A 23750-nucleotide genomic window follows, 5' to 3' on the forward strand; every position below is an offset into this window, starting at 1 on the left:
TCCGCCCCTACGACGAAATGCCTTCTTCTGTCGGTACGGGAACCTGCTGCAGCAGCCGTTCGATCACTTCTTCCGCCGCGGCAGCGCCGCCGCGGCTGTGGAGCGTCCCTCGAAGCTTCAACCGGTGCGCCCATGTCGGCACAGCCAAATCTTTTACATCATCAGGGGTAACAAACTCCCTGCCCTTCAGGACGGCTTGTACCTGCACAGCCTTCAATAATGCTTGGCAGCCCCTTGGGCTTACGCCGGAGGCAACCGCTTCATCTCTTCTTGAATGCTCGGAAAGCGCAACGATATAGGATAACATCTCATCACTGACATGTACTTTGCTGACGATATGTCTGGCTTGTACGATCCGCTCAGACGTTGCAATTGCCATTAGAGACTCCAAGGGCTGATCCTCTTTAAATCGCTTCAGAATATTCACGCTTTCCTCTGAGGTAGGGTATCCCATATTCAGTTTGAACAGAAAGCGGTCCAGCTGTGCCTCCGGCAGCGGAAACGTTCCTTGCTGTTCCAGCGGATTCTGCGTCGCGATGACCAGAAACGGTTCTTTCAGCTGATGGGTTACCCCGTCAATGCTGATCTGGCGTTCCTCCATGCACTCCAATAGACTGGACTGCGTACGAGGTGTCGCCCGGTTGATTTCATCGGCTAGAAGGATATTCGTGAACAGAGGCCCCGGTCGGAATTCAAACGTCGCGGATTGTTGATTATAGAAATAAATGCCGCTCAGATCCGACGGCAGCAAATCCGGCGTAAACTGTACTCTCTTAAACGTGCAATCAATCGACTTCGAGATGGATTTGGCCAGCAATGTCTTACCTGTACCCGGCACATCTTCCAACAGAACATGACCTGAAGTGACCATGGCAATAAACAGTCTGTCAATCAGCTGCTCTTTACCTACCATAACTTTGGAAACGTTTGCTCGAATGTCGTCGGCAAGACGGCGAACGCCATGATAATCTATAGTGATTGTAACCACCCCTTATGTAGTTTAACTTAACAACAAAGTTCGTCATGACATCCCATAATTCCTGTTATTCGGGACAAAATAAGACCGATTGCCTCATATATGGCTTCTCTTTCCGTTACCATGAGGATATTTACGGATCTCCCGCACTCCGATACGCCAAGAAGCCGTCCAAGGACAGCTTCCGAGAATGCACCCTATTGACGTACGACCTGATATTACTAAGCTCTGATTATTCTGCCGTCCTCTCTTCATGGGAAGCTGAATCCGTCCCGCTTTCCGGGATCAATAGTTTCGTCAGCTCCGCCTCAGCCTGCTCGCGGCTATCGATCCGGATATCGATATAATGCCTAACCTCAGGCGGCCGGGCATAAAACGGCTCCAGTGACGCAGTCCATAGCTTATAATCCGGATGTCCGCGGAAGCCGATCAGGCGATCCTTAATACCGCTCCAACGGACGAGGAATATATATTCATCCCGGTTCTCCACGCACTTGTGAAGCTCATGGCTTACATATCCCTTTTTCGTTAACAGAACGCCGGAAACTTCCCGAAAGACACTTTCAAACTCGCTTGCCAGCCCCGGTTTGATATAAAGTATCGCTGATTCCAGTATCATATCGTATCCCCCTCTTCGATATCCATCCGATCAACGGTAAAAAATAACGCTTGTATTTGGCAGCGCCATGCTAGGAAAACAAGTAGGTGCAGTCAAGTATATGCTGATATAATGAGAAGCATGAATACACTTATAAGGATGAGACAAACATGGCATTCGGCATCTCGAGACAGGAATTGCAGCAATGGAAGCAGAAGGTCGCACAAGGCGACATCGCTTTTTTGACCCATTATTGGTACGACAAGCGGTTTCCGGAGTTCCATACCGTAACCAAAGTAGGCTGCTCGAACATCCAGCGCCTTGAGGACTGGTGTGTATCCAACGGGCTTAATCCGAAATATATCCATTACCGCCAACCTTACCCGCACTTTGATCTGATCGGTCCCAAGCAAACCGAATTACTGCAAAAGTATAGACTCGATGAGCATATCACCCGATTCGGTCTGTAAATGCCGATCGGCGTACATTTAACAAAACCCGCCTTGATCCGCCGGCCATTCTCGCTCATGCCGTGCCTGATCAGGCGGGTTTTTTAGAATACTTTATCAACCGGATCGTTCCGAGGTTTTCTAATGGTTCTGTTCTATTTCTATACCCTCATGTAACGGCTTCGCTAGTCATCTTCTTTAATGTCTTGTTGATCCAGATCGCAGCCGTCGCGCCTTCCCCCATCGCCACGGTAGTTAATTCGGAATGGACGCCCAGGTCACCGGCCGCCCAGAGTAACTCGACACTCGTCATTTTGGACCTTGGATCGGTCTTGACATGACGGTTGTGCTCCAGCTCTGCCCCCAGCTGCTCGGCCAATTCGGAATAGATCCTATTCCCGCCAAAAGATATGAACCCCCGCTCTGCGGGCACGATGCTCCCATCCTCCAGCACAACGGCCGATAGGATGCCGTCCTCCTCCCGAATTTCAGACACCTTTTTCTCTATATACGGAATCCCTAAATCCGCCAATTGGGACATATGCTCGGAAGAAGCCGGCTCCCGCTCATGATTGATGTAGATGATATCCTTGGTCCGCTCCGATAGCAGCACGGCCATACTGGCACCGGGATCGCCCGATCCCATCACGACGGTCTTACGATCTTGAATTTCATAACCATCGCAATCGGGGCATACAAAGACGGATGTGCCCAGCGTGGACATCAGGCCTGGCAGTTTGGGAAAACGGTCCATCACGCCTGTTGCGAGCAGCAAGGTTTTGGTCCTGTATTGAACGCCGTCTTTACCGGTTAACACAAAATATTCCGCTTCATCCCGTTCCGCTTTCCGGATATCATCGGCTGCAAACGTAACGCCGACAGACTCCGCCTGCTGACGTCCCCGCCCCCTGAGCTCTTCACCAGATACCCCATCCGGCCATCCGAGGATGTTGCGGTAGCTCTTGCATATGGTGGAACGCCCCGTTCCCCGGTCGATCACTAGGATATCGTAGGCAGAATACCGCCCCAGCTGTATAGCCGCCTGCAGACCTGCAATTCCGCCGCCTATGATAATGCAATCTTTCACTTCGGTATCCAACATGTAGGTTTATCCACTCATTTCTATATCGAATTAAGGCTGGAACTCTTGGCATCAAGATTTACTTCAAGAAGAGAGGTACACCCTAAATATTTAACCAATCGGCCGTGATTTACTCCTGAAAAATCAAATAGACCCCGGCACAAAGCGCCGAGGTCTAAAAATCAATGAATCACAGGAGTAGCTGTCCGGCTAATGCACCGGTAATCACAACAAGCCACGGAGGGCTCTTCCAGAACATCAGCATCCCGAACAGACCCGCGCCAATCACAAATTCAAGCGGACTATGGATGGAGGATGTCCATATGGGATGGTACAAAGCGGCCAACAGAATTCCGACCACTGCGGCATTCATGCCTGTCAGCACGCCTTGCAGTTTAGGGTTTCTGCGGATGCTGTTCCAGAACGGCATTGCCCCTACGATGAGCAGAAATCCAGGCAAAAAGATCGCAAGTATAGCAACGACACCTCCGGGTATCCCCTGAATCAAGACCCCAAGGTAAGCGGCAAAAGTAAATAACGGACCGGGTACAGCTTGTGTTGCCCCGTAACCGGTTAGGAAATCCTCTTTGGACATCCAGCCGTTCAATACCGTCTCACTCTCCAGCAGCGGGAGAACAACGTGCCCTCCGCCGAATACAAGCGATCCGGCTCGGTAGAAGCTGTCCACAATGGCTACCCAACCATTATCGGTCAGCCCTTTAAGGAGCGGCAGACCCACTAATAACACGACAAACATGCCCAAGCAAAAGAGTCCGGCTCTCCGTCCGATCGGCATCTTGATCTCGGGTGCTGCCTCTTCATTCGCTTGACGCTTGAACAACCACAGTCCCGATATGCCGGCCAGCGCGATGACCGTCACTTGAGAAACGGGACTCTGCCACAGCAGAACGACTGCCATGGCTATTAACGCTATGGCCGCCCGCACGGGACCTGAGGCCAGCTTTCCTGCCATCCCAAGTACCGCTTGAGCTACGATGGCCACTGCGACAATTTTCAGCCCTTGAATCCAGCCTGCCGAGCCGGGATCGAAGGTTTGCATCAGATAGGCGAAAATCATGAGCATAAGCACGGATGGTAACGTAAAGCCGAGCCAGGCGACGATACCGCCCCATAGTCCCGCTCGTATCATCCCAACACCAATGCCCACTTGGCTGCTGGCCGGTCCGGGAAGAAATTGGGCCAGGGCCACCAGATCCGCATAACTTTTTTCGTCCAGCCATTGTTTGCGCCGCACATAAGTCTGGTGGAAGTATCCAAGATGTGCGATCGGTCCGCCAAACGATGTGAGTCCCAACTGCAGAGCGGTCCACCAGGTTTCGCTGAGGGCACGCCACCTGCCAGAGGGCTGCCTATTGCCGACTTGAGCTTGTACTTGTTCTTTCTCTGTCTCCGGATTCAATATCCATCGCTCCCCATATGCTTGGTGTAATGTAATAGAACCTCGTAACCCGTTTAACCCTTAGGTATACAGATCATCTTTTATCAAATTTCAGAGTATACCAAGTCCTCATTGTCAATCTACCCATTTATGTAAACGCTATGTAAAATCTATAGATTTTTTTGAATGCTATCAAGTGAAAACCGGACATGCTCTAAAAAAAGAGCGACCCAACAGAACTTTTGTTCCATGGATCGCTCTTAGTATCATACTTACTGTATGCGTCAATACAATGTGACTTCTATACCTTTAAGCCTCCGGCTTCGTTTCGTTTGGCACGGAGAGATAACCCGGCTTCGCTGCCCCGAAACCGAAGATGAACAACACCACAACAACGGCGGACAGCACCGCCAGCGGCACCTTCCATCCTCCTGTCGCATCATGCAGGAACCCGATCAGCATCGGACCGACGGCGGCCAATAAATAACCCAGTGACTGCGCCATTCCGGATAACGCGGCAGCTTCTTGAGCCGTTTTGGTACGAAGGGTGAAGAACATCAGGGATAAACTGAAATTGGCCCCGCCTGAAATACCTACCAGCATCACCCACAGCAAATTCAACGAAGTCATGCCGGAAAATAAGCCTGCATATCCGGTCAGCATGCACAATGCAGAGATCGTTACCAGCATACGCTGATTGGGATTCCGGCCAGCCAGAACAGGAATAATGAAGGAAAATGGCAGGCTGACAAATTGGAGAATCGAGAGCATCCATCCCGCAGCACTATAATCCATGCCTTGGCTTCTCAGAATCTCGGGCAGCCATGAGACGTTCACGTAGAACGTAAACGATTGAAGTCCCATAAATAAAGTAATGTACCAAGCAAGCGGTGACCTCAGCACACTCTGTTGTTTGGTTGAAGTCGAACGGACCTCAGCTGTTTTTCCGGAACTGCGGCGCTGGATGATCCACACAATCAGAGCCAAGACGGACAATGAACCCCAAATGAGCAGGGACCCTTGCCAACCAAGCCCTGCTTGGGTAGCCAGCGGAATGCTAATCCCGGATGCGATGGCGGCGAGCAGGTTCATCGAGGCAGAGTATGTGCCCGTCATCAATCCGATATGCCGCGGGAAATCCCGCTTGACCAGACTTGGAAGCAGCACGTTCCCTACAGCTATGGCCATTCCAAGAAATGCGGTTCCGATTAACAGCGTATATGGGGATGATACCGAGCGTATGCCGATTCCGAATGTCAGCACCACCATACTCAGCAAAAGGGTATTCTCCAGTCCCCATTTTTTGGCCATGGCCGGTGCCATCGGCGACAGCAGGGCAAAGGCTAATAGCGGCAGCGTGGTGAGCATACCCGCCAAGGTGTTCGAGATTCCCGTATCGTCGCGAATGATCCCGATCAGCGGGCCGACCGATGTAATCGCCGCTCTCAAGTTAATAGCAATAAGGATGATTCCTGCAAACATCATCCATGTGCGCCCTCCAGAATTTGTGTTTTGATCTATTGATGTTCTTGATGTCATGACATGGACTCCTTACTTTCAAGCGATATGTAAAAATAAACTTATCCGAGTTTATCACAAACCCGGGCATTAGGCCATAGCCTCGGGATGCTATCATGGCAGCTTTTAGGGCCAGTCCGCCGCCGATTCAACGTTGTGCATTAGCCTGTAGACGCACAGATAGAGCCCTACACAAGCGGGCTCCAAGCATACACGGATAATTTTTGGACATTGCGAATGAATTCATTATACCGTTTCTGTATTTCCTCGGATGCGTACTGACGGAACTGCTCGAAGATTCCCATGCACCGCAGCATCCCGTTGTCACTTTTGATTCTGATCGAATACTCGAGACTATCCAGGATATAGGATAACCCGCGATCATACTGTTTAGCATTCAAATAGTATATCCCTAACTCAGCGAGGAGGCGGGTGTATTGGTTTATTGTAATTTGCTCACTAACCTTTCCGAATTTGTTTCTTTGTAATTTAAGTACCAAGTAATCACGAAACTGTTCCAGTATATGATCTATGTTGAAGTGATGTCGATTAGCAGCTATTACAATATTGCATAAGGCTGCAAAAATCTCATCTCTTCTTGTGATAACATAATTTACATATTCAGGTAGGATGCTAGAATGACCAGCCATCAGTTTATAATAGTAACGATTCGCTTTTGCCCAATCTTTAAACTGATTAATAGTTAAAGTTTCTTCATCTGTGGGTGCTGTTATCCAATTAGTGTATTCATACATGGAGAGATAACCTAATGCCTCATCAAAGTTTCCTGCTTCACGACAGACATTGGCTCGAATTAGATACGAATATAATATGTAAAATATAACTGGCTTCTCTTGTTCATATTTGTAATTGTTTTCATATTTTATTTTTGCCTTAAGACCCATTCTTTCGGCAAGAACTTCCACCGTATCCCACCGAAGCAGTGAAATATTAACGTTAATAAGCTTCCTATAAGCTTCTAACTGGTAAACTTCATCCAACCGATCAATATAATGCTCAAAAGTTACGGCCAATTGTAAATTAGCTTCCATGTTATCACTTAGCCCCAACCCAAACAGCCGATAATGACATAATGCAAGCCTTTCAGAGTGTTGGAACTTTTCACTTTCAGCAACGCATTCATATAGTATAGCTGCCGCCTTATACTTTTCCTCATTGAAAAACTCTTCCGCCGTTTCGAAAAGCATCGGTGCGTAAATCATGTTTTCCATCGTCATACGGGCTGCTAGTTGCAGACAATCCAGTTTATCTAACTCTGCACAACGTTGAAGAAAAGCTCCTAGCCGCCTCCAGTCAGGGGTTGTATGAAATATACATTCAAAAATGTAACGGTCGTAAAAATACCCTTCAGAATGTCCTATACTTGTAGTGATACGATCTAATTGATTTACCGACATTGGGCGATTTCCGTTAAGTATACTACTCAAAGATCCACTGTTTATATTTGATATTTTCGAAAACTGATTAATAGTCAAACCATGTTCATGCAAATATCTAGCTATTTCACCGCGAATTGTGGCTGTCGTTTCCAAGTAACAACACCCCCAGAAAAATCTATATTTAGCATTTCCCCCCTACACAAGCGGGCTCCAAGCATACACGGATAATTTTTGGACATCACGAATGAATTCATTATACCGTTTCTGTATTTCCTCGGATGCGTACTGACGGAACTGCTCGAAGATTCCCATGCACCGCAGCATCCCGTTATCACTTTTGATTCTTATCGAGTACGCGAGGCTGTCCAGGATGTAGGATAACCCCCGATCATACTGTTTAGCATTTAAATAGTATATCCCTAACTCGGCGAGGAGGCGGGTGTATCGGTTTATTGTGACCTGATCGTTAACCTTTCCGAGCTGATTTTGCCTCTCTTTGAAAACCAAATGCTCCTTATACCGATCCAATATATGATCGATATGTAGTTGATAGCGATTGGCTGCGATCATAATATTACATAGCGCCAAAAAAATCTCGTCTTCCCTTGAGTCCACATAATCTACGTACCGGTTTAAAGCATCTGGTTGTCCGCTCATTAAACCATACATATACCGATTAGCCTCAGCCCATTCCTTGAACTGCTCCATAATCAGTGATTCTTCCTCACTAGGTTTGTTTATCCAATCAGGATTTTCATATAATGATACATAATAAAATGCATTATCGTAATCTCCACGTTCTTGATGCGAAGAGGCCTGAATTAAATACGAATATAATATGTAAAATATAAAGGGTTTCTTTGGATATTCGTAAGCACCAAAAATATTTCTATTTTGTTGATAATGAATTTTAGCTTTATGTCCCATCCTTTTGCCAAGAGCTTCAATTTTATCCCACCGCTGTAAGGATATATTCACATTAATCAGCTTAACATACGCATCCAATTGATACATATCATCCAATCTATCGATATAGGGTTCAAAGTATACTGCTTTTTGTAAATTCTCTTCCTGATTCTCACCTAATCCGATTACGAATAATCGATACTGACAAAGAGCTAACCGTTCGGAATACTGAAACTTTTCACACTCAGCCACACATTCATATAACAAAGCTGCCGCTTCACGCTTCTCCTCGTTGAATAAGGTCTCCGCCATATCAAAAAGCATCGGTGCGTAGTTAATATTTTCCATCGTCATTCGTGCAGCTTTATGCAAACAGTCCAATTTATCCAATTCCGCACATCGTTCAAGAAAAGGTCCAAGCCTCCGCCAATCTGGAGTGGTATGAAAAATACTTTCCGTTATGTAAAGTTCGTAAAAGTGCCCCTCTTCCAGACCCATCCCTTCGGTAATCCGGTCTAACTGGTGCATGGACATGGGACGATTTCCATTCAGGATATTACTGAGTGTCCCGCTGTTGATACCCGATATCCTGGCAAATTGGTTGATTGTCATACGATGATTCTGCAAATATCTAACTATTTCTCCGCGAATCGTGGCTGTCGTCTCCAAGTAACAACACCCCCAGATGGAAAACCAAATATTAGTATAGTAAATAATTAATTACATGCTATTATTTTACAATCGTTAGGTCAATAGTAGATGAACTGAACATGCCTTTAATATTTCTATAAGATATAATAAAAGACGCCTCCGATGACTCGGAAGCATCTTACTATGACCCACCTGTTCGAGTTTAAAGACAATTATGTACCGCCAGATCCAAATCCATGAGTTAAAGTTGAAAATACCGCTATTTCTTTGTTATTGTCAGCATGAATCGTTGAAGTTGGAACAGCAAATGTCCACACGATACTAAACATAACTAATAGAGAAACCAATTTTTTTCTCATTTAATTTTTGCACCTCGCTAACTAAATTAGTATACCGTTTTTGTGATTCAAAAGATGAAAAATGACGATACTGTTCGAATAACCCCATGCATCTCAGCATGCCATTGTTACTATTAATTGTAATGGAACTCCCCAGACTTTCCAATATAAATTCTATTCCTTTATCATATTGCTCCGAATTTATATAGTAGATCCCTAATTCGGCCAATAAACGCGTATGTCTCTCTAATGTTACTTGCTTACTAACTTTACCTATGTGATTTCGTTGTTGCTTATAGATTAAATATTCTTTGTAATCTTCCAAGATATGATCTACCTGAAATTTATGTCGATTGGCCGCTATCATTATGTTACACATTGCCACAAAAATCTCGTCTTCACGTGTCGAGACGTATTCCATATACTCAGAAAGAACCTCAGCTTGTCCGACCATTAACTGGTACACATATCTGTTAGCAACTGCCCACTCTTTAAACTGGTTAATAATTTGTAGTTCTTCATTATTAGCGTTACTTATCCATGAAGGATCAGCATATTGTGATACATAGTATAGTGCCTTTTCATATTCTCCACGCTCACTGTAGCTATATTCTAATGATAAATGTGCGTATAGGATATAAAAAATAAGTGGATTCTTCCTCTTTATCTCAATATGATTTTTTGTCTCAATATACTTATACTCAATTATTGCTTTATGCAACATTAGCTCAGCGAATTCCTCAACTTTATCCCAACGATGTATAGAACCATTTACATTAATCAAATCAACTAGTGCATCCAATTGATATACTTCATCTAATCTATCAATATAAGGTTCAAAGTATACTGCAGCCCTTGAATTAACCTCCTGATCATCGCCTAACCCAAGCGTAAACAACCGATACTGACACAGAGCCAACCGCTCCGAATGCTGAAATCGTTCACTCTCAGCCACGCTTTTGTAGAGCAGAACGGCCGCTTCATGCTTTCCCTCTTTGAAAAAAAACTCTGCCGTTTCAAAGAGTAAGGGTGAATAAGAGATATTATCCATCGTCATCCGGACAGCCTTATCCAGACAATCCAGCTTCCCCAGCTCAGCGCATCGGTGAAGATACGGACCCAGACGACGCCAATCCGGCGTAGCATGGAAAATGCATTCATCTATGTACAGCTCATAAAAATAACCCTCTTCCAGACCCATACCTAACGTAATCCGGTCTAACTGCTGCATGGAAATCGGGCGGTTCCCATTCAGAATGTTGCTGAGCGTGCCGCTATTGACACCCGATATCTCAGCAAACCGATTAATCGTCATTTCGTTCTTATGTAGAAACTCTTCCATTTGTTCGCGAATCGTGGCTGTCCTTTCCAAGCTAACACCACCCTCTAGGATCAGAACCCAAATATTAGTATATCTCTCTATACAGTAATCATATTGATTAATATTCCAGCGGTCAATACTTAAATACGTCATTTTTTTACAAAAAATAACCAATACAATTTAAAAATGCCAAATTCAACACTTTTCTTTACTATTTATATATCGTCATATTGATCACTACGATGAGAAAAAGCGCTCCGAAATTTTCGGAAACGCTTTGAAAGTTGGACAACAATAACGGCCCTGACTTCAATCATGTCAGGGCCGATTACCTACGATATACTCTCCTAGCTTCTTCTTGCCTGAATTAATGTGAACCAATTCGTATCCCCATTAAATACACCGTTTACTCTGTATACAGGCTGATAGAAGTTCTTTGTGTCATAAATGAATGATAGCTCAATCCCTGTTATATCAAGTTGGTCACCTTTTTTAATAACGAGTTGATCCGGCTTTAATATTGCATTTCTTTTGATTTGAGGAAATTCACCATTCTTTATACGCTCATATACCTCTGCAGGAGACCGTATATCTACTTCCTTCATAAATTGATTCTCTTGAAGCCCATTATTTATCGAGTAGATAGTGCCATCTTGTTTAAGAGCGAGTAACAGTTCGCCAGTCCAATAACTTTCGTTTAACCCCGCTTTATCCGGGAGGGACCATTGATATTCCCCGCCATCCAATGCTGTAAAATCAGCGTCTTGAGGGAGTAGGCCAAGATCGGCCATTATGGTTCTGGCCTTTTGTGATAGCAGTTCTTGGTCATTGAATGAAGCTCGCTCCGGTGTATCATTGTTCTCGGTTAACGACCAGTTTCCCTCTTGGGATTGATAGAATGTATATGGTGTTCCTGATTTATCTTTCAATAGAACCTCACGATCGCCATCCCGATCCTTAACCTTCAACTCAGATAATCCTAACTTCTGCTGCAGCAGGGCTTCGACTCCTTCCGGCTGAGTGATTTTCTTGTAGACGGGGGCCACTGCAGGTGCCGAGCTTAGCTGAAGGGATGTTGTCACATGAACATCTTTCATATTCCATTTGGTAAACGAGTTTATGGCCAGGTTACCGAACTCCTGCTGAAAGTAGACGATATTTATGCCGACAAATAACAAACCCATCAATAAAGGGATCGCCAGGTTTCCCAGCAGGCTTTTCATTCTTATTCTTTTGTTATGAACAATGGAAGCAGCAAGTCTGTATAATTGATATCCAAAAATACCACCAAGCGTGTTGTTTATGATATCATCAAGCTCAAACAGCCCTGCGCCTGTAAGCGTCTGGTAGGTTTCAATAAATAGCGTAGAACTTACAACGACCAGAAGCAGCCACTTGAATGCTTTACATTTTTGGCTGATGAAAGGCAGCAATATTCCCATCGGGATAAACATGATGATATTAAATAACCCATTCTGAAGATCACGTAAGGAATACTTATTCCATGCTTCAATATAACCGCTGAATGGATGGAGATTCATCTGCAAGAAATGGGAGTGGCCGCGGCCGAACATGGTGAGCTCGAGCACAAAAACAACATATCCGATGAACAAGGCACCGAGAAAAAGCTTTTTCATGTGAATCCGTGGCTTTCCCTCTGATTGTTGTTTTCTATAATAAAGGTAATAATATAGTCCGATTAGAACGAATTCGATCCCGATAATTACGATGACCGGCAGCAATAAAAAACGTAGATTAATATAAATTTCATCGATCCCCAAGACGAGGTCCTCCTTATGATTTTATCCTGATGATGATTGACACTATCTTGTCATTCCACTTCAAGTCAGAGCCGGTCACTTTTATATACTCTCCTGCTTTAACGCGTCGATAATGTTTTCCTTTTTTACTTTCGCGCTGGAATATAGCATGGCAGAACCGACAATGACAAATACGGCGGCAATGACAGATAGAATACTCATCCAGGGGAGGACGAATCCGTAGCTAAATTTGTTTGCAAAGGCCATATAGATCATATACATCACGACGAAGCTGATAGGAAGCCCGAACAGCAGCGACTTGGCTCCATAAAAAACACTCTCGTAGTTCATCATTTTCGCAAAGCCTTTTGGCGTCATTCCAACGGATTTCAGCATCGCAAATTCCCGCTTTCGAAGCGAGATGCTCGTTGCGATCGTATTAAAAATATTCGCAATACATATCACTGAGATTAATACGATAAAGCCATAAGAAAAGACGGACATCAATAGTATCATCTGTTCTTCCTGTTTTCTGGATTGATACAAATTGTACACATGCAGATTAGGCTCTTTCATTTCTTCGATTTCCTGCTGCGTTTTCAGCGGGTCCGCACTTTTCAGATAGAGAAAGGTTTGAACGAACTCTCTACTCTTATCGTCTGCCAGTTGATTCAGGACTCGTTCCGAGACGACGATATTTAACCCGCCTGTTCCGATTGAGTTCATCCCCATCGGAGATTGATCCGTCAACGCCGCAATGTACACTTTACTTACATCCGTCTCTTGTTCCGTTTCCTCATGGATCGTTGTCAAATCGAGACTTTGCCCGACATTCGCATGAATAGCCTTCGTTTGGACGTATTTTCCCGTATCCATATCTTTATAATCGATGGTATCGATCACAATTGCGGCGGGACGATCCGGATCCGTCAGTAACTCGAAATCTGCGCCGACTGCTTTGGCATAGGCTTGCAGGTTCGAATCGTTTAGTGCATTGATTTTAATATCGTAAGGATATTTTCCGTCCTTCAGGATGCTCTTATCCTGCTTGACCGCCTCCTGCAATTCATCGGCGATGGACGCTTCTTCGATCCAAGCGTTCCTATACAATTCATGAATCACGCTGTATTCCGATACATCCGAAAGGGATGCAATGGACTGAACCAACCGATCGTCTATTCTTTTTTCATTGCCGTAAGATAGTTCTATATCATAGTTGACGCCTTCCTGCGACATGGCCAAGGATTGTTTCAGATTACCGGTAAAAAATGATACCGTTAAAAACAAAACGATGCTGATCACGAGCGAAAATACGGTGGCATGGTATCTCCGCTTGTTCCTTTTTAAGTTTTTCAATCCGATCTCCGCTTCGATTCCGAAGAGCTTTCGAATCCATTTTGACGTTTCCACGCTTTTGCCCGTAAGCTTCACATCGGTTGTTTGACGAATCGCATCCATGGCGGAAATCCGGGATGCTTTGACGGCCGGGAGATACGTCGAAATGAAAATCGTCAACATGGAAACAGCGCAGGCAATCAAAAGCGATAACGGCGTGACGATTACCGTTAGCCTTTCAGTGATTCCTAAAGCCCCTTGAATGATAACGTTTATGAACTGAAAGGTAATGCCGATCCCGGCAAGACCGCATAGGATCCCAACGGGAATGCTGATCAAGCCAATGATGACACCCTCAAAAAACACCGAATTTCTCTTCTGCCTTTTCGTAGCCCCCACGCTTGCAAGCATCCCTAAATGGCGAGAACGTTCCGAGACGGAAATTGCAAAAGCATTATAGATCAGCGAAACCGAGCCGATCATAATGACCGCCATCAGGATCACCGATAAGGAGAACATCGTGCTGTACGAGGCTTCGCTTTTGGAGACGCCATAATAATGCAGCAAATCGTGATGATATTGGACCTTTTCGATCTGGTTGTTCTCTGCCAGGTTTTCTGCATGAGCGAACAAAGACTGATTGACTTTTTGCAATACTACCGCCGCATGGACTTGATCGTTCGCCCCCATGAGGTTTTCATCGACATAGCTAATGGTCGTATACCCCGGGGCCCACGCCGGTTCCCATACGGGAGGCTTGATGAAGCCTACGACCGTGTAATCCCTTGTCTTTATATGTTGCAGCGTTTCGTTCTTTTCGTTATCTACCATACGCAGGGATTCCGTTTGACCCAGCGGTTGATCGTTCCCTACCTCGAATCGTTCGCCGACGCGGAGAGTGAGACGATCCCCGATTTCATATTTCACCTTGGCGTTTGTCGCAGCGGCTTCAGAAATCACAACTTCCTTGTCGGTTTGCGGCAGACGCCCCTTGCTCAATTCAATCGGAAATTGCGCTAAACCTTGTGCATCATACGCCTTGATGAACCAATACGGCTTATTTGGATTTTGTCCCCCTTCTAATGGGGCATAGCCAAGATCGTTTGTGATCGCAAGGGTCTTGGTTGCGTCATCGTTTTTTATCGCTGCAAGCTGTTCCTTGTTTACATCTTGATATAGGACATGCCATTCCCCTTCATCCGCGATGGTTTGCCTTTTCATTAAATCCAAGTAAGAAAAACCAAGCGTTGCAACAGCCGTCACCATGGCAACTGACATGATGACACCTATGATGGTTACAAGCGTTCGTCTCTTGTTTTGCCTCAAATGTCTGACGGTGAGTTTATTGACAATATTCAAGGGCGAATCACCTCGTCTTTGGCAATCCTTCCGTCTTCAATCGAAATGACTCTGTCAGCTTGCAAAGCGATTCGTTCGTCATGCGTGATCACGATCAATGTCTGGTGATAGGTTTTATTCAACATTTGCAATAAGTCGATGATCTCGCTGCTATTCTTGCTGTCCAGATTCCCGGTCGGCTCGTCCGCCAGCATAATGGCAGGATTACTGATGAGGGCTCTGCCGATCGACACCCTTTGCTGCTGTCCGCCTGATAATTGATTAGGCAGATGGTTTAAGCGACGCTGCAGATTCAAAGTCTTCACGAGACCATCCAACTGCTTCTTGTCTACCTTTTGGTTATCAAGCAGGAGCGGGAGCGTAATATTCTCTTCCACCGTCAAGACGGGAATCAGATTGAAAAACTGGTAGATCAGTCCGATTTGTCTGCGCCTGAAGATAGCCAGCTGCGTTTCGTCCAAGTTATACATATCCGTATCCTCTACGAGGACCTTGCCGCTCGTCGGCAAATCCACACCGCCCAGCATGTGCAGAAGCGTGGATTTCCCCGATCCGGACGGGCCAATGATCGCAACAAATTCACCTTTTCGAACCGAAAAGGAAACATCGTCAAGCGCCTTTACCGCCGATTCGCCTTTACCGTATATTTTAGACAGATGATCTATCTTTAAAATTTCCATTGCCATATCTCCCTCCCTTCATGCTCAATTCCAGCTATATACCATCTCTTTATATCCAACATCCCACAGGGTTACATTTCCCTCAATGGTTATCGTAAGCTCATTGGCCTGTGGGAGAAAAATGGAGGTCATATCCGGCTCATGGCGTCCGGCTTCTACAGATACAGTCAGGTACTCATGTCCATCGGCGGTAACCCTAATGCTGCCTTGGGAATCCTCCTGATCGGGAATTCCATAATTCAAAAAGAGGTACACCTCCTTCTTATTGCCTAACGTGTACCTGTACGTTTCCTTGTTTTTGCCTTCAATGCTGTACATATTATATTGGGGTTCCACGTCTTGACCGCCTATCTTAAGACGGTTCGGTTTCGTTCCCGTTGATGGATTGCCGTTACTATCCTTCCATTCGTTTATCGCCACAAAGGGGCCCATCTCTTTGGTGAACACTTGATCAACCACCCCGAAGATCCCCCACACCCCGAGCATCAAAACAACGCTGGAAATACCTGAAGCAACCATAATTCTCCAGATGTTTTTCGCGCGAAAGCCAAGTTTGTACGCCCCGAACCCGATGGCTGCGCCCGTTGAGTTCTGTATGACGTCGTTCATGTCGAAACTGCCGAGGAAAGTTAGTGCCTGAATCGTCTCCAGCAGAAGGATAGATAGGATGAACAATGTCATGAAGCGAACAAAGCTAGTCCGATATAACAACGGAATCAATATGCCAAAAGGGATAAAGGCTGCGATGTTTCCGAAACCCACAAAATCCATCAGCGTAGGATGTAGAAGATCTGATAGACTTGGCACCCTGAAAAAACTGTCAGGTAAAAACATAAAGGTGTACTCGGAGATTTGATCTACCTTACCTACTCTGCCGAAAGCGAAAAACAAAAAATAAAGAATAAACAGGGTGTAGAATATCGTGATAGCAAAAATAATTTTACGTTGTTGTTTCAAATGCATGGTCGTACCTCCATCGTTCATCTGTTGAATATCATTGTATCTGTCTAAAATGACTTTTCAGTGACGATGAAGGTGACAATTCAGTCACTTACGGAGTGCCGCTAAATCACGTGCTTATAAAATTTAATCCGAAACTGCGTACCCTTGTCGCTGCTGCTCGTCACATCGATCACTCCGTTCTGGCTTGCAATAATGCTGTAAGCCATCGCAAGACCAATACCGATGCTCCCCTCGCTCGCATTTTTCCCTTTATAAAAACGTTTGAAAATATAAGGCAAATCTTCTTTTGGAATTCCTTTTCCGTTATCAGCGATGATAATTTCCGTAAATAGCGCATTTTCGGAAAAAGAAATGGCTATGAGTCCGCCTTCATGCGTGTGCTCAACGCCATTTTTCAAAATATTGATAATCGCTTCGGCCGTCCATTTGAAATCACCGACAAACGAGACACTGTCATCGCCCTTGATGGAAACCGTTTGGTCCTTGATTTCCATCGGAATCAACACCGGTTCTAATGCCTTTTGTATAAGCTTATGAACAAACACTTGATCTTTTTTAAACTGGATTGTCTTTTCTTCGATTTTCGATAGCTTTAATAAAGAAGAAACAAGCCAATCGATTCGTTCAAGCTGAATACCGATATTCCGGGTGAACTCCGCTCTTTTCGCTGGAGGCAGGTCCGGTTTGCTTAACAAATCCGCCATCACCGTCATGGAGGTAAGCGGCGTTTTAAGCTGATGCGAGATATCGGAAATGGCATCCGTCAGCCCCGTTTTGTCTCGCTGCAGAAGCGATCGCTGCTCTGATAGCATGAGTGTCACTTTATAAATATCATTTTTTAAAATGCTAAGCTCGCCTTCTTGATTATCACGAGCGTCAAGTGAATAATTGCCGCTGTTAATTTCACGCAAATAGACGGACAGGTTTTCAAGTTCGCGGTATCTCCATCTCGTGAATAACAGACTGGTTCCCATAAGTAAAATAGACATGATAAAAACAATCGTCACAGCAGCAGACGAAATGAAAGCAGCGGCAACGACCCCCGTTAAACTGATTGAACCCATGATGAACAATAATATTCGGATCTCTCGATTACGCAGCATCTAATCACCAACCTTATAACCTAAACCGCGTACCGTTTTGATCATCGTCGGATGCTGCGGATCATCCTCCAGCTTTTCCCTTAGCCTTTTGATATATACCGTTAGCGTATTGTCGTTCACGAAGTCGCCTGCGACGTCCCAAATCTGCTCCAAAAGCTGATTTCTTGAGAGAACTTGTCCAATATGGTTGCCAAAAATCAACAATAAGCGATACTCCAAAGCGGTCAATGAAATTTCGGCGCCGTTTTTATACACTTTTCCTTCCAGCGTATTCATGCGAACCTGGTCCATGTTAATGATCCCTTGGGTCTGAGACGACTTATGGTATCTCCGCAAGACCGACTTGATCCGCGAGAGAAGCTCGCGAATACGAAAAGGCTTTGTAATATAATCATCGGCTCCCATGTCAAGCCCCATCACGACATTGACCTCATCGTCGATCGCCGTTAAAAAGATGACCGGAATATCTCGTCGTTCTTTCACCATTTGGCACAATTCATAACCGCTTCCATCCGGAAGCGATAAATCAAATAAGCATAGAGCGAATTGATCTATATCTTCAGTGAGCACTTTTTTTGCAGAAACGACATCATGGCATAGAACGGTAGAAAAGCGATCTTGCTGCAGCGAATATTCCAGCCCGGACGCAATCGTTTTATCATCTTCCACTAACAATATTTTCATTTGCAGATTATCTTTATGAACAACCATGAAGAAATAAGCCTCCTACATTCAAATGTCCGCTAGTTCAAGCTTAGCGGTCGTCAGGCATTTCAAAACACACTCTTGATGTTATTCCCGATACAAGATGTGGCTCACCCAACATTAACACGTCAGCAGGAATCCATGCAAAAAGCGATGGAATCAACACCAGCCATATCATGAACCGACCTCGGCAGGTGACTGACCAGAAAGAAATTAGCGTATAAAAAAACGCTAAGCCTGTCAAGATTGAAGGCTTAGCGTTATATTCGTTAACATGTTTCCCGTCTCAACGCAAGATGCTTACCCAAGAACCAAACGATCATCCGACAGCTTATGGCCGCTAATCTGCTCAAATTCCCCGAGCAGCTGCTCCACCGTCAGCGATTTCTTGCGCTCTTCGTTCACATCCAGAATGATACGTCCTTTGTCCATCATAATGAGGCGATTGCCAAGACGGATGGCTTGCTCCATGTTATGCGTGACCATGAGCGTGGTCAGCTTCATGTCGCGTACGATGTCATCGGTAATCCGGGTGATCAGCTCCGCACGCGCCGGATCAAGCGCTGCCGTATGTTCATCCAACAGCAGAATTTGCGGCTGCGTGAAGGTCGCCATCAGCAAGCTTAGCGCTTGACGCTCCCCTCCGGACAGCATCCCCACTTTGGCCCGGAGCCGATCCTCAAGTCCAATGCCGAGCCGCGCTAAATGCTTGCGGAAGCCCGCCCGCTTGGAGGCTGTAACGCCAATGCTGAGCCCACGGGACTGACCGCGGCGATGAGCCATCGCGAGATTCTCTTCAATGGTCATATGCGGCGCAGTGCCCGCCATCGGATCCTGAAATACCCGGCCGATCCAGCGGCTGCGACGGAATTCCGGCAGATGACTGATCGAAGTGCCGTCAATGCGCACTTCACCCGCATCCGGCTTCATTACCCCGGAAATAATATTCATCAGCGTGGATTTGCCTGCACCATTACTTCCGATAACCGTTACGAAATCCCCCGGCTTCAAGTGAAGATTAACATCCATCAAGGCAATCTTCTCGTCCACCGTTCCCGGATTAAACAGCTTGGACACATGGTTCATTTGAAGCATCAGAGCGCACCTCCTTTGGTCTTCCCTTGCGTAGCTAACAATTCGGTTGAGCGCCTCCGTGCCTGTGAACGCTGCTTCATCGCCCGATTGATGGTCGGAACCACGAGAGCGATAATGACGATGATCGCGGTGATCAGTTTTAAATCCGAAGCTTCCAGCCATTCAATCTCGTACGCAGCAGCAACAACAATCCGATAGATAATCGAACCGCAGACTACAGCCAGCGTTGTCCTGAATACCGAACCGGTCCCAAGCACGGCTTCGCCAATAATTACGGATGCTAAACCAATAACAATCATCCCGATACCGGAGCTAATGTCGGCAAAACTGGATTGCTGGGCAACAACTGCGCCAGATAAGGCGACTAGACCGTTTGAAATGCTGAGCCCCAGAATGGTTGTGGTGTCCGTGTTCGCACCAAAGCTGCGGATCATCCGCTTGTTGTCCCCTGTCGCGCGCAGTGCAAGACCCAGATCCGTGCGGAAGAATGCATCGAGCAGCAGCTTGCCGATGATCACAATCACTAACATAATATAGATCGGATCAATCGATCCGAAGATATTCGCTTCCTGGCTCAACGAAATATTCGGCTTACCCATAATCCTCATATTAATCGAATACAGGGCAATCATCATAATAATGCCTGACAGCAAACCGTTGATCTTACCTTTGGTATGCAGCAGGCCTGTACAGATACCGGCTAACATACCTCCGGCAAACGCAGCCAGCGTAGCAAGCCATGGATTCACACCGTTGGTAATCAGAATCGCTGCAATCGCTGCGCCTGTCGTAAAACTTCCATCCACTGTTAAGTCCGGAAAATCCAAAATTCGGAACGTGATATATACGCCGAGTGCCATTAGCGCATACAGCAGCCCCAATTCAATCGGACCATCCAGCCTCATCACGAAATCCAGCATGTCATTGACCTCCTTAAGGATTAAGAAGTAAGGCGCGGGCTGTTATCTCCGCGCCTTACAGTTACTCGATGATGTTGTTGTCCGGGTCTTTGACTTCCTGTTTCATGGCGTCGGTCACTTCAATACCATAGTCAGCCGCAACCTTCGTGTTCAAGATCAGATCCAGCTTATCCGGCTTCGTCACTTCCATGTCCGCCGGATTCTTGCCGTTTTTCAGGATCTCTACAGCCATCTGTCCAACCTGATAGCCGTGGTCGTAATACTTGAATCCGACGGTTGCAAAAGCCCCCTTCTCCACCGTATCGCGGTCACTGGAGAAGAACGGAATTTTATTCTTTTGTGCCGTTTGGATAATCGCGTCAACGCCGCTGACCACAACGTTATCCAACGTGATATAGTACGCATCTACCTTCCCGACTAACGACTCTGCCGCCTGTTTCACTTCCGAAGTGTTTGTAACAGCCGCCTTAACCAGCTCGATGCCATGCTCGGCAAGCGCCTCTTCAGCCGTCTTTGCCATAACTACTGCATTGGCTTCCCCTTCATTAATAACAAGACCGATTTTCTTCACGTCCGGGAAGTTCGTGCTGATGAAATCCATCAGCTGTTTAGCTGCCTCCGGATTCGTATCCGATGCCCCGGTGACGTTGCCACCTGGCTTCTGCAAGTCGCTCACCAGCTTCGCGTCTAGCGGATCGGTCACCGCTGCGAACAGCACCGGCTTTTCCTTCACGTTCTCAGCCACTGCCTGCGCAGACGGGGTTGCGATAGCGACCACCAGATCCGACTTCGTATCCTTCAGCTTCTGGCCAATCGACAGGTTGTTCGCTTGATCGCCTTGCGCATTGTTGTAATCGATTTTCAGCGTATTGTCTTCCTCGGAAATTCCGGCTTCCTTTAAAGCTGCCAGAATGCCTTCCCGCGTTGCATCCAAGGATGGATGCTCTACGATCTGCGAAATAGCGATGCTATAGGATTTCTTCTCCGCTTCTCCGCCGCTTCCCGTTTGACTCGTACCGCCGCCTTCCGGCTTGTCCCCGCATCCTACAGCCGTAACCAGCAGTGCGGAGAGTGTAAGTGATAACCACATTTTTCTCTTCATCATGATTCCCCTCTCATTTGTTAACCGCTTCAATAATTTTCTACATAAAGCGACAACGCTTCCCCGCTTTCATAGACGAAAGCATTAAAGTTAAAAAATAAGTCGTTCCTATTGAACAACGGTCTATTATGAACATTTTATATGTACCCAATTGTTTTCGTCAATCAAGATTTTATAAAGCATGTAATGGTTTACATAAAGAACATCCCCGGACGTTACACGCTTCCGGGGATGTCAGCTAAACGAAATATGATATATATAGTAGAAAAAATCCGGAGCGTCTACAAAATGGACCGGCCCTGCATCGTCGCTAGCCACGCTTCAGCCATGAGCGCATGACCTGCCGGGGAAGGATGAACACCGTCAGATGCCCAATAACTCATCTCTATCTTGGAGCTGGCTGCAGCAAAAATGCCGTCGAGCGGAACGTACAGCGTCTCAAATTCTCGCGATAATTCGCGAACGGCCTGAATTTTGGGATCCAGATCCTCCCGCCATTCCTTCTTCGCTTCCGTAACAGGCAGCAAGAACGGCTCCATGAGAATAAAATTCGCGCCGGTTAACTCGCGGGTTTGGATAAGCAGCTCACGATACCCTTCATAGTAGGCTTCCACGGACGTTGCTTCACCACGGTTATACTTCCTGCCGGTCTCATTAATACCGACCAGAATGGATACCCATGTCGGATCCAGGTCAATGCAATCTTCCTCCCAGCGCCCCCGTAAATCGACAACCCGGTTACCGCTGATTCCGCGGTTTACAAAACGCAGCCTTTTCAAAGGCAGCTCCATACCAAGCCGGGCAGCAGCCATCAGCGCATATCCATGCCCCAAACTGTCCGACTCCTCGTAATTTCGCCCGCAATCGGTAATACTGTCGCCTTGAAACAATACGAGTGCATTTTGCTCGATATGTACCATGCTGTTCAACGCCTCCAATAATTGAAAGTGTTCTCAAGCTCACCCCTTCATCATAACCGCTTTCCTGCAATCGTGAAACCCCTTAAATTCACATATCATGGCAAACTTTCTATACATTTAAGTTGACTATGTGGAGTGAATTCACTACAATTCTATAGGTACACGTATGGCTGAATATATAAAAGAACAGGTGATTAAATCATGTCAGAGCAACAGAACTATCAGATCCTTCTCTATTATAAATTTGTTCAAATCCCGGACCCTGAAGCGTTCAAAGACGAGCATCTGCAATACTGCAAAGATCTTGGGCTCAAAGGACGTATCCTGGTTGCCTCCGAAGGCATCAATGGTACGGTATCCGGAACGATTGAACAAACTGAGCAATATATGCAGGATATGCACGCCAACCCGCTATTTGCGGACATGGTGTTTAAGATTGACCCATCCGAAGGGCACGCATTCAAGAAGATGTTTGTCCGTCACCGCGAAGAACTCGTTACCTTCCGGGTGGAGGATGAGCTGGACCCTAATGAAATCAGCGGAACCCGTTTGTCGCCTCAAGAATTCTATGAATACTTGCAGCGTGATGATGTGATCGTCATCGACGGTCGGAATGACTACGAATACGATATCGGCCACTTCCGCAATGCGATACGTCCAGAGGTTCAATCCTTCCGTGAGTTTCCGGAGTGGATTCGCGAGAACCTGAGCGAGCACAAGGATAAAACCATCCTGACTTACTGCACAGGGGGCATTCGCTGCGAGAAGCTGACCGGTTTCATGCTGAAGGAAGGCTTCAAAGACGTTGCCCAGCTTGAGGGCGGCATTGTCACCTACGGTAAAGACCCTGAAGTACAAGGCCGTCTGTTCGACGGGAAATGTTATGTATTTGATGAGCGTATTGCCGTACCGATCAATCAAACGGACGAGGATATCATCGTTGGTAAATGCCACCATTGCGGAAAGCCGGAAGACCGGTATATCAACTGCGATAATGACGCTTGCCATCTGCAGCATGTATGCTGCGAAGAGTGCGAGGAGCTTCATCATGGCTGCTGCTCTGCAGAGTGTGAAGAGATTGTTGCTGCAAGCCACAATGCTTCCTGAGCCAAACCCAGCCATAAATAGTTATCCCAAACGAAAGGGCAAGGTGCGATTCACTCGCACCTTG

Annotated in this window: 20 protein-coding genes; 2 read left to right on the forward strand and 18 right to left on the reverse strand. The window is 46.1% G+C overall.

The features are described from left to right. Nucleotides 1-7 precede the first annotated feature (7 nt). A complete protein-coding gene (locus OHJ21_RS12455) occupies nt 8-988 on the reverse strand; it encodes an AAA family ATPase (protein WP_100537930.1) in 981 nt (326 codons plus the stop codon). A 220-nt stretch (nt 989-1208) separates the two neighbouring features. Further along, nucleotides 1209-1595, reverse strand: a complete 387-nt coding sequence (locus OHJ21_RS12460) for an antibiotic biosynthesis monooxygenase family protein (protein ID WP_100537931.1) — start codon at nt 1593-1595, stop codon at nt 1209-1211. Between the two features lie 149 nt (nt 1596-1744). Between OHJ21_RS12460 and OHJ21_RS12465 the strand changes: the two genes are divergently transcribed. After that, entirely contained in the window at nt 1745-2044 is a 300-nt protein-coding gene (locus tag OHJ21_RS12465) for a hypothetical protein (protein WP_100537932.1), read from the forward strand. 148 nt (nt 2045-2192) lie between these two features. On the opposite strand, the gene OHJ21_RS12470 is transcribed toward OHJ21_RS12465, so the two are convergent. From OHJ21_RS12470 to OHJ21_RS12545, 16 genes are all read right to left on the reverse strand, one after another. Then, nucleotides 2193-3125: an NAD(P)/FAD-dependent oxidoreductase gene (locus OHJ21_RS12470; RefSeq protein ID WP_100537933.1), complete on the reverse strand. Its 933-nt coding sequence runs from the start codon at nt 3123-3125 to the stop codon at nt 2193-2195. A 169-nt stretch (nt 3126-3294) separates the two neighbouring features. Beyond that, nucleotides 3295-4524, reverse strand: a complete 1230-nt coding sequence (locus OHJ21_RS12475; protein ID WP_100537934.1) for a chromate transporter — start codon at nt 4522-4524, stop codon at nt 3295-3297. A gap of 288 nt (nt 4525-4812) precedes the next feature. Then, nucleotides 4813-6042, reverse strand: a complete 1230-nt coding sequence (locus OHJ21_RS12480) for a CynX/NimT family MFS transporter (RefSeq protein WP_100537935.1) — start codon at nt 6040-6042, stop codon at nt 4813-4815. Between the two features lie 167 nt (nt 6043-6209). Then, on the reverse strand, nt 6210-7574 hold the full coding sequence (locus tag OHJ21_RS12485) for a transcriptional regulator (protein WP_486020193.1): 1365 nt from the start codon (nt 7572-7574) through the stop codon (nt 6210-6212). Between the two features lie 42 nt (nt 7575-7616). Then, nucleotides 7617-8996: a helix-turn-helix domain-containing protein gene (locus tag OHJ21_RS12490; protein ID WP_486020195.1), complete on the reverse strand. Its 1380-nt coding sequence runs from the start codon at nt 8994-8996 to the stop codon at nt 7617-7619. 303 nt (nt 8997-9299) lie between these two features. Further along, nucleotides 9300-10688 carry a helix-turn-helix domain-containing protein gene (locus OHJ21_RS12495; RefSeq protein WP_100537938.1) on the reverse strand — a complete coding sequence of 463 codons (1389 nt, stop codon included), beginning with the start codon at nt 10686-10688 and terminating at the stop codon, nt 9300-9302. A 296-nt stretch (nt 10689-10984) separates the two neighbouring features. Further along, the gene (locus OHJ21_RS12500) at nt 10985-12418 is read right to left on the reverse strand and encodes a VanZ family protein (RefSeq protein WP_100537939.1); all 1434 of its coding nucleotides are present in this window, start codon (nt 12416-12418) and stop codon (nt 10985-10987) included. Between the two features lie 81 nt (nt 12419-12499). Beyond that, nucleotides 12500-15091 (reverse strand): ABC transporter permease, encoded by a 2592-nt coding sequence (locus OHJ21_RS12505; RefSeq protein WP_100537940.1) that lies wholly within the window; start codon nt 15089-15091, stop codon nt 12500-12502. After that, nucleotides 15088-15771, reverse strand: a complete 684-nt coding sequence (locus tag OHJ21_RS12510) for an ABC transporter ATP-binding protein (protein WP_100537941.1) — start codon at nt 15769-15771, stop codon at nt 15088-15090. Before OHJ21_RS12510 ends, OHJ21_RS12505 begins: the two co-directional genes overlap by 4 nt. Nucleotides 15772-15795: 24 nt before the next feature. Next, complete coding sequence (locus OHJ21_RS12515) at nt 15796-16734, reverse strand: VanZ family protein (protein WP_100537942.1); 939 nt, start codon at nt 16732-16734, stop codon at nt 15796-15798. A 101-nt stretch (nt 16735-16835) separates the two neighbouring features. Further along, nucleotides 16836-17837 (reverse strand): sensor histidine kinase, encoded by a 1002-nt coding sequence (locus OHJ21_RS12520; protein ID WP_100537943.1) that lies wholly within the window; start codon nt 17835-17837, stop codon nt 16836-16838. After that, nucleotides 17838-18521: a response regulator transcription factor gene (locus tag OHJ21_RS12525; protein WP_100539442.1), complete on the reverse strand. Its 684-nt coding sequence runs from the start codon at nt 18519-18521 to the stop codon at nt 17838-17840. A gap of 321 nt (nt 18522-18842) precedes the next feature. Next, the gene (locus OHJ21_RS12530) at nt 18843-19637 is read right to left on the reverse strand and encodes an ABC transporter ATP-binding protein (protein ID WP_100537944.1); all 795 of its coding nucleotides are present in this window, start codon (nt 19635-19637) and stop codon (nt 18843-18845) included. Then, nucleotides 19637-20557 carry an ABC transporter permease gene (locus OHJ21_RS12535; RefSeq protein WP_100537945.1) on the reverse strand — a complete coding sequence of 307 codons (921 nt, stop codon included), beginning with the start codon at nt 20555-20557 and terminating at the stop codon, nt 19637-19639. The genes OHJ21_RS12530 and OHJ21_RS12535 overlap by 1 nt, the downstream gene beginning before the upstream one ends. Before the next feature lie 61 nt (nt 20558-20618). Further along, entirely contained in the window at nt 20619-21659 is a 1041-nt protein-coding gene (locus OHJ21_RS12540) for an ABC transporter substrate-binding protein (RefSeq protein WP_100537946.1), read from the reverse strand. A gap of 281 nt (nt 21660-21940) precedes the next feature. After that, complete coding sequence (locus OHJ21_RS12545; RefSeq protein WP_076322084.1) at nt 21941-22579, reverse strand: SGNH/GDSL hydrolase family protein; 639 nt, start codon at nt 22577-22579, stop codon at nt 21941-21943. Between the two features lie 201 nt (nt 22580-22780). Between OHJ21_RS12545 and trhO the strand changes: the two genes are divergently transcribed. Then, on the forward strand, nt 22781-23686 hold the full coding sequence (gene trhO, locus OHJ21_RS12550) for an oxygen-dependent tRNA uridine(34) hydroxylase TrhO (protein WP_100537947.1): 906 nt from the start codon (nt 22781-22783) through the stop codon (nt 23684-23686). The last annotated feature ends 64 nt before the right edge of the window (nt 23687-23750 follow it).

Origin of the sequence: Virgibacillus sp. LDC1 (assembly GCF_025792345.1) — a bacterium.
Taxonomy (GTDB): domain Bacteria; phylum Bacillota; class Bacilli; order Paenibacillales; family Paenibacillaceae; genus Paenibacillus_AQ; species Paenibacillus_AQ lautus.

Excerpts from the sequence above, each read along its gene's own strand:
- OHJ21_RS12465 (WP_100537932.1), top strand. The coding sequence starts at position 1,745 with ATGGCATTCGGCATCTCGAGACAGGAATTGCAGCAATGGAAGCAGAAG.
- OHJ21_RS12545 (WP_076322084.1), bottom strand. The coding sequence starts at position 22,579 with ATGGTACATATCGAGCAAAATGCACTCGTATTGTTTCAAGGCGACAGT.
- OHJ21_RS12535 (WP_100537945.1), bottom strand. The coding sequence starts at position 20,557 with ATGCTGGATTTCGTGATGAGGCTGGATGGTCCGATTGAATTGGGGCTG.
- OHJ21_RS12460 (WP_100537931.1), bottom strand. The coding sequence starts at position 1,595 with ATGATACTGGAATCAGCGATACTTTATATCAAACCGGGGCTGGCAAGC.
- OHJ21_RS12510 (WP_100537941.1), bottom strand. The coding sequence starts at position 15,771 with ATGGAAATTTTAAAGATAGATCATCTGTCTAAAATATACGGTAAAGGC.
- OHJ21_RS12525 (WP_100539442.1), bottom strand. The coding sequence starts at position 18,521 with ATGAAAATATTGTTAGTGGAAGATGATAAAACGATTGCGTCCGGGCTG.
- trhO (WP_100537947.1), top strand. The coding sequence starts at position 22,781 with ATGTCAGAGCAACAGAACTATCAGATCCTTCTCTATTATAAATTTGTT.
- OHJ21_RS12520 (WP_100537943.1), bottom strand. The coding sequence starts at position 17,837 with ATGCTGCGTAATCGAGAGATCCGAATATTATTGTTCATCATGGGTTCA.
- OHJ21_RS12515 (WP_100537942.1), bottom strand. The coding sequence starts at position 16,734 with ATGCATTTGAAACAACAACGTAAAATTATTTTTGCTATCACGATATTC.
- OHJ21_RS12470 (WP_100537933.1), bottom strand. The coding sequence starts at position 3,125 with ATGTTGGATACCGAAGTGAAAGATTGCATTATCATAGGCGGCGGAATT.
- OHJ21_RS12480 (WP_100537935.1), bottom strand. The coding sequence starts at position 6,042 with ATGACATCAAGAACATCAATAGATCAAAACACAAATTCTGGAGGGCGC.
- OHJ21_RS12530 (WP_100537944.1), bottom strand. The coding sequence starts at position 19,637 with ATGCTTCAAATGAACCATGTGTCCAAGCTGTTTAATCCGGGAACGGTG.
- OHJ21_RS12540 (WP_100537946.1), bottom strand. The coding sequence starts at position 21,659 with ATGAAGAGAAAAATGTGGTTATCACTTACACTCTCCGCACTGCTGGTT.